This is a genomic window from Streptomyces sp. NPDC046900 (assembly GCF_040644975.1).
Lineage (GTDB): Bacteria > Actinomycetota > Actinomycetes > Streptomycetales > Streptomycetaceae > Streptomyces.
Genome location: NZ_JBEYXD010000188.1, coordinates 1 through 5,701 on the forward strand (window position 1 = coordinate 1; position 5,701 = coordinate 5,701).

Below are 5,701 nucleotides of genomic sequence, written 5' to 3' on the forward strand. Positions count from 1 at the left end.
CTGGTCCGCCGGACCAAGAGGCGGCCTGAGCCGTGAATCCCCACGCAGCCCTGGAGGGTGGAGAATCCCCTCCCTTCAGGGAGGGGAGCCTTCAATGTCGAGGCCGTCCTACGACTCGACTCTGGCAGTGTGCTGATCGTGCCTCTGGGCAGTGCCGGCCCAGCTCGTGGGTCACCGTCACCAGACGCCGACGTCTCACGTAGGCGCCCGGCGACGGCCGGCCCCTTTTCGAAGCGGGCGCCGGAGCGGACCAGGGCGACGAGGTGGGGTGCGGTGACCGCCCGCCAGCGAGCCTGGGCGGCCTCGGCCAGCTTGAACACCATCGCCAGGGCAGCGGCCGGGCTGCCGACGCCCCGGGTGACCTTCGTCCGCAGCTTCGCCGTGGAGAACGTCGACTCGATCGGGTTCGTGGTCTGGAGATGAATCCAGTGCTGGGCCACCGGCAAGTCAGGGGGTCAATGGACGTCGGTGGCGTCACGGGCGGAGCCACTCACGGCTGGGGAGCCGTGACAGGCTATGGTCGTCGGCTTCTGCTCAGCGACTCCGCGGCGGTGATCAGGGAAGCGCCCAGCAGCACCACGTCCTTGATCAGAAATTGGCCGGCCGGCGAGAGCTTCGGCTCTCGGACCCGCTGGTGCCACGCCTCCGGAGTGCTGATCAGGAAACTGAGCGTGACGGTGAACATCCCGGCCGCGAGTAGGCTGCCAGCCGCCGAGACTCTGGGCGCCCACCGTCCGGTGGAGATCATCCCGGCGATCGTGATCTCAGTGATCCCGATGGCTCTGGCCAGTCTCGTCTCTCCGAGCCTTCTCAACGGCCGTCGCAGCAGTGGGCTCGAGACGACCACAGGACGGATGTTCTCCACCTCGTAATCCTCGAACTTGAGCCGTCCGATGCTGGCGAGGTTCAGCGCGAGTCCGAATCGGCTCGCCGTGATCCCTCCGGAGTGCAACCCAGCGATAGCTGTGTGCGCGGCCATGGCTTCTCCTGTCTTCGCACAATGGCTGCCCCGACGGCCGGTCCGTGGTGGCGTCTGCGCTTCCCGGCGCAGCCGCAGGCCCGAGGCGGGCTCTGCCCGCGTATCGTGTGTGCACCGGCCTCAACCCGTGTCCCTCAACTCGACCGAGCGGGAGGGACGTTTCCTTGGCACTTCTCCCATCATGTCAAGGGCCTGCGCCGCCGGCATCTCAGGGTTGTCGGCGACGGCTCAATATGAGGCCAGCTTCGGCGGTTCAGTTGTGGGCCATCCGTAGTCTCGTTGGATGGTGTGTCCGTCAGTCGTTGCTGCTGGTGGATGTGCGGCCGAGTTCGCGGCCGCGCATGCGGTATGACTCGCCCTTGAGGGAGTGGACCTCGGCGTGGTGGACGAGGCGGTCGATCATTGCGGCGGCGACCGTCTCGTCGCCGAAGGTCTCTCCCCAGCGGCCGAAGGGCTTGTTCGAGGTGACGATCACGCTGGCCCTCTCGTAGCGGTTCGAGATCAGCTGGAAGAACAGGTTCGCCGCCTCGGCCTCGAAGGGGATATACCCCACCTCGTCGATCACGATCAGCGGGTAGCGGCCGAGTCTGACCAGTTCGTCCTGCAGCCGGCCGGTGTGGTGAGCGGCGGCGAGGCGGTCGACCCACTGGGCGGCGGTGGCGAACGCGACCCGGTGTCCGGCCTGGCAGGCCCGGATGGCGAGCCCGGTTGCGATGTGCGTCTTGCCGGTGCCCGGCGGCCCGAGGAAGACCGCGTTCTCCTTCGCGGCGATGAAGTCGAGGGTGCCGAGGTGGGCGAGCTGTTGGCGTGTCATGCCCCGCAGGTGGGCGAGGTCGAGTTCCTCGATGGTCTTGATCGCGGGGAAACGGGCCTGCCGGATGCGTTGCTCACCGCCGTGGCTATCGCGGGCCGAGACCTCGCGCTGCAGGCAGGCGACGAGGTATTCAAGGTGGCTCCAGGACTCGGCCTGGGCGCGTTCGGCGAGCCGCTCGGCGGCGTCCAGCAGGGCGGGCGCCTTCATCGCGCGGGCGAGGAAGGCCAGGTCAGCTGTGGTCTGGCGGGTGGTGCGGGTCGCCGGAGTCTTGGTGGGGGTCGTGGTGGTGGGCATCAGGTGTCCTCCTTTCCGGCACCGCCCTCGATGAGGGTGAAGAGGCGGTCGTAGGAGCCGAGCTGGCGCTGTTCGACCTCGACGCCCAGGTCGTCCGGGGCAAGGCCGGCCAGGCCTCGGGCCCGGGCGTGTGAGGCCCGCTGACGGATCGCCTGGCCGCGCAGGATCTCGGCCGCGGTGGCGTGCTCGGGGTCGGTGATGGTCTGGTGGCGGGCCCAGCAGCGGCTGTGGTGGGCGACGGTCTCGCCCGCGCGGGTGGTGGCGACGATCTCCTCCGTGTCCGCGCGGACGGTGATCTGCTGGCCGATCGCGCGGGGGTGGACGGAGTAGTCGCAGGTGTCGACGCGGATGTAGTGGTCGCGGCCCAGGCGGGTGTGCAGGGGCCACCAGTTCGGTGGGGCGACCGGCGGCAGGCCGAGCATCGCCGACCTGTCGGCCTCCCAGCGTTCAAGGGGCCGGCAGCCGATCGTGCGGTGGTGCCTGCGGTTGGCGACCTGCAGCCATCCGGCCAGCTGGGTGTTGAAGTCGCCCGGTCCGGCGAAGGTGCGGCCGGGCAGGAAGCTGGTCTCCAGGTAGCCGTTCGCCCGTTCCACCAAGCCTTTGGCTTCCGGGTCGCGGGGCCGGCACAGATGGATCCGGATCGCGAGCAGGCCCGCGAACGCCGCGAACTCGGACGTCAGCTTGCCCTGGCCCACCCCGGGTTCGTTGTCCCAGACCAGCATCTTCGGGACGGCCTGCCAGCCGGTCAGCAGCCGCCAGTGCCCGTCGATGAGGTCAGCGGTGGTCCGCGACGGCAGCATCCGGGCCGTGATCATCCTCGAGTAGCCCGACACCATGACCAGGACCGGAGGCCGTCCCGTCTGCCCGTAGCCCAGCGGGATGTCCGTCGGCGGGAACCACAGGTCGCACTGGGCGAGCTCGCCGGGCCAGTAGAGCGTGCGCGAGACCGGGTCGACCGGCAGGTAGGCGGGCCGCAGCTCGCGCACCCGTTCCTTGAGGATGGTCAGGCCGCGGTCCCAGCCGATCCGCTCGGCGATCACCGTGGCCGGCATCGTCGGACTCTGCTTCAACAGCTCGCGGATGGCGGGCTCGACCGCATCAACCGCCGAGCCCTTCAGCGGACGCTGGTAGACCGGCGGCCGGTCCGAGGCCAGGGCCCGCAGCACGGTGCCCCTGGAAATCCCCAACTGCCGAGCCACCGCCCGCGCCGACAGGCCCTCGGCCCGGTGCAGCCGCCGGATCTCAGCCCAATCCTCCACGCCGATCACCTCTTCCCTCCTGACTCCCGTACCACTGAAGTCAGGATGATCAAGAGATCACGCAGTGGCCCGCTTTTGATCCGCCGTCCGTGGCCCTCATTTCACCCGTCGACGACAAGGGTCGGCCTGCGGCTGCAGCGCATCACGGTCCCCCGAGGGGCAGGACGCCGGGCCCAGCGTCCCAGCGCCGGCTTCGCCCGGGGCGCTGGTCGCGCCGACAGGCTTGGGCCGTGGTCTCCACACACAAGACACGGTGAGGCACCCGACTGCGTCAAAGGGCAGCTTCGTGGCACGGCGGCCGACTTCGGCTCGTGTCCGCGCGGCAATGGTGTGGTGCCCGAATGGAGCTGGCCGGACACGCTCTACGTGAGCGCTCGCCCACAGCGATTGTCCCCTACCCCCGTCCCCTACCCCCGCGATCGGCACGCTCGTGGAGCGCACCACACGTTTCACGATGCTGCTACATCTGCCCCGGATGGAGGGCTTCGGCACTGAACCACGCACCAAGAACAGGCCCGCCCTGGCCGGCCGGGGCGCCGAGGCCGTTGAAGGACGTGATCACCACGACGATTACCACGCTGCCCGAGCAACTGCGCAGGTCACTGACCTGGGACCGCGGCACGGAACTGGCCCAGCACGCCCAACTCCGCATCGACGCCGGGTTCCAGGTCTACTTCGCCGACCCGCACAGCCCCTGGCAGCGCGGGGCCTGCCAGGGTGATCTGATCCGGCGCGATCTGCCAGATGTCGCGGACGCTGGTGTCGCTCAGTGTTTCCTCGCCCCGGCCGAACAACGCCGGGCGCGCCACCGCGATCAGCTTCTTCGCCTGTGGCGCGCGCAGTGGAAGACTCACCGGCCCGACACCGGCCCCCTCGAGCCCGAGCATATGCGCGGGTGCCTTGACCTGGGCGCTGAAGGCACCTGCCTGCTTCGACCCGCAGAGCAGTTCGGCCAGCCGTTCCCTCGCACTCCCCGCCACGCGTGCTCTCCCAGCCTTATCCGGTGTGCCGCCCTCAGCCCGATCCTACGGCTCGCTGAGACCGCAGACGGCCGGGCCGCAGGGGCCCGCGTCAGGTGAGCTCCCGGCTCCGGGGCGCGGCCAGGATGTGATCACCGCTGATGCTTCCGGCCTGACCGCGTTGTTCGACTTCGACAAGGAATGCAAGCGCGGCGCCGAGCTCACCCGCAGCGCCCTGCTGCACGCACGCATGACCCCGTCTGGCAACACGCTGAACACCACCCTGGGCGCTTCTTCCGTCTGGTCCCGGTCGGGGATATGTCCGCGAACACGGATGGGGGTGGCCTCGTGCAGAGGTCGCCCCCATCCGTCGTATTCAGCGCAGACGGCCGAGGTGAATCACGCTGACGCGGACCTGCTGGTCGCTGATCTCGTACATCACGCGGTAGCGGCCGACGTGGATGCGTAGCACGTCGGCGCTGCCGAACGCGCCCTCGGGGCGCGGGTCGTCGGCGAGGCGGTCGACGGCGGTGAACACTTGCCGCACGCCCCGAGGGTCGTCCTTGGCGAACCGCTCGGCCTGAGCGAGAGCCTCGGGCTCCCAGATGACTTCGTAGCTCACGCCTCATCTCCGCCGAATACGCGGCGGTACGCCTCGGCCTGCGGGACTCCAGCGTTCTCGCCCTGCGCCTGGCGCGCGCGGTAGGCGGCCAGGGCCCGCATCTCCTGTAGTTCGAGGGCATCGGCGGGGCTGACCAGTATGGCGATGGTCTGGCCGTGGTCGGTGATGGCGACCGGTTCACGGGTGGCGCTGACCTCGCGCGCGATGGCGCCCAGCCGGGCGCGGGCTTCCACGATTGAGTAGGTCGTCTCCGTCATGAACACCACCTTACACAAGTGTGCACATCGGCAGCACACCAACTCTTTCGCGGTGAGCTGGTCTCTCCTCTGCTGTGGGTAATCAGACCAAGATTCTCGTGTCTTTCATATCCGCAAAGACCGCTGCTCTCGGGTCCGATCGACGGTGGCGTGATTGCGGCGCTCCGCTCTGGTGAACTGAGCCCGGCCCCCGAGCCGGCAGGGCCGTCAGGCCGGGACGGCGGTCAGGGCACGGTGTAGCCGGCGGCGCGCCGTCGATGACCACATCACCGCGCAGCGAGGTGGCGGTGTCGGCGGACTGCAGCGCGTACGCCGTGATCATGGCGCCGAAGTCGATGAGGTCGTCGGCGTGGATCCAGATGGTCTGCAAGCCGAACGGCACCCGTTTTGTGGAGGCGGGTGCCGTTTCGTGTGTTTGGTCTGGGTGGGGTTCTACCCGGTGATGGACAGGACGTAGGGTGCCAGGGCTGAGGGGGGTTGTACTGCGGGGACCAGCCAGAGGGCGACGAGGGCGTCG

At 69.1% G+C, this 5,701-nt stretch carries 7 protein-coding genes and 2 pseudogenes; 1 reads left to right on the forward strand and 8 read right to left on the reverse strand.

Annotated features, from left to right (window positions below; all coding sequences use genetic code 11):
* Nucleotides 1-221: 221 nt before the first annotated feature.
* The 4 genes and pseudogenes from ABZ904_RS50265 to istA all read right to left on the reverse strand — a co-directional run.
* Nucleotides 222-437 (reverse strand): annotated as a pseudogene (locus ABZ904_RS50265) (IS256 family transposase); the annotation flags it as partial.
* A 77-nt stretch (nt 438-514) separates the two neighbouring features.
* On the reverse strand, nt 515-979 hold the full coding sequence (locus ABZ904_RS50270; RefSeq protein WP_361002697.1) for a DUF417 family protein: 465 nt from the start codon (nt 977-979) through the stop codon (nt 515-517).
* Nucleotides 980-1,274: 295 nt separating this feature from the next.
* The gene (gene istB / locus ABZ904_RS50275) at nt 1,275-2,087 is read right to left on the reverse strand and encodes an IS21-like element helper ATPase IstB (RefSeq protein WP_361006395.1); all 813 of its coding nucleotides are present in this window, start codon (nt 2,085-2,087) and stop codon (nt 1,275-1,277) included.
* Nucleotides 2,087-3,346, reverse strand: a complete 1,260-nt coding sequence (gene istA / locus ABZ904_RS50280) for an IS21 family transposase (protein WP_361830951.1) — start codon at nt 3,344-3,346, stop codon at nt 2,087-2,089. The genes istB and istA overlap by 1 nt, the downstream gene beginning before the upstream one ends.
* Before the next feature lie 415 nt (nt 3,347-3,761).
* On the opposite strand from istA, the pseudogene ABZ904_RS50285 reads away from it, so the two are divergent.
* Nucleotides 3,762-4,053, forward strand: a pseudogene (locus tag ABZ904_RS50285) (IS30 family transposase); the annotation flags it as partial.
* Here ABZ904_RS50285 and ABZ904_RS50290 read toward each other — a convergent pair.
* From ABZ904_RS50290 to ABZ904_RS50305, 4 genes are all read right to left on the reverse strand, one after another.
* A complete protein-coding gene (locus ABZ904_RS50290) occupies nt 3,946-4,326 on the reverse strand; it encodes a hypothetical protein (RefSeq protein WP_361830954.1) in 381 nt (126 codons plus the stop codon). The pseudogene ABZ904_RS50285 and the gene ABZ904_RS50290 overlap by 108 nt on opposite strands.
* Before the next feature lie 355 nt (nt 4,327-4,681).
* Nucleotides 4,682-4,927, reverse strand: a complete 246-nt coding sequence (locus ABZ904_RS50295) for a type II toxin-antitoxin system RelE/ParE family toxin (protein WP_359412085.1) — start codon at nt 4,925-4,927, stop codon at nt 4,682-4,684.
* On the reverse strand, nt 4,924-5,184 hold the full coding sequence (locus ABZ904_RS50300; RefSeq protein WP_359412087.1) for a type II toxin-antitoxin system Phd/YefM family antitoxin: 261 nt from the start codon (nt 5,182-5,184) through the stop codon (nt 4,924-4,926). Before ABZ904_RS50300 ends, ABZ904_RS50295 begins: the two co-directional genes overlap by 4 nt.
* 82 nt (nt 5,185-5,266) lie before the next feature.
* Complete coding sequence (locus ABZ904_RS50305; RefSeq protein ID WP_361830958.1) at nt 5,267-5,554, reverse strand: hypothetical protein; 288 nt, start codon at nt 5,552-5,554, stop codon at nt 5,267-5,269.
* Nucleotides 5,555-5,701: the final 147 nt, after the last annotated feature.

What these genes read in the sequence shown, in the direction of transcription:
- ABZ904_RS50270 (WP_361002697.1), bottom strand. Translation starts at nt 979, where the DNA reads ATGGCCGCGCACACAGCTATCGCTGGGTTGCACTCCGGAGGGATCACG.
- istB (WP_361006395.1), bottom strand. Translation starts at nt 2,087, where the DNA reads ATGCCCACCACCACGACCCCCACCAAGACTCCGGCGACCCGCACCACC.
- ABZ904_RS50300 (WP_359412087.1), bottom strand. Translation starts at nt 5,184, where the DNA reads ATGACGGAGACGACCTACTCAATCGTGGAAGCCCGCGCCCGGCTGGGC.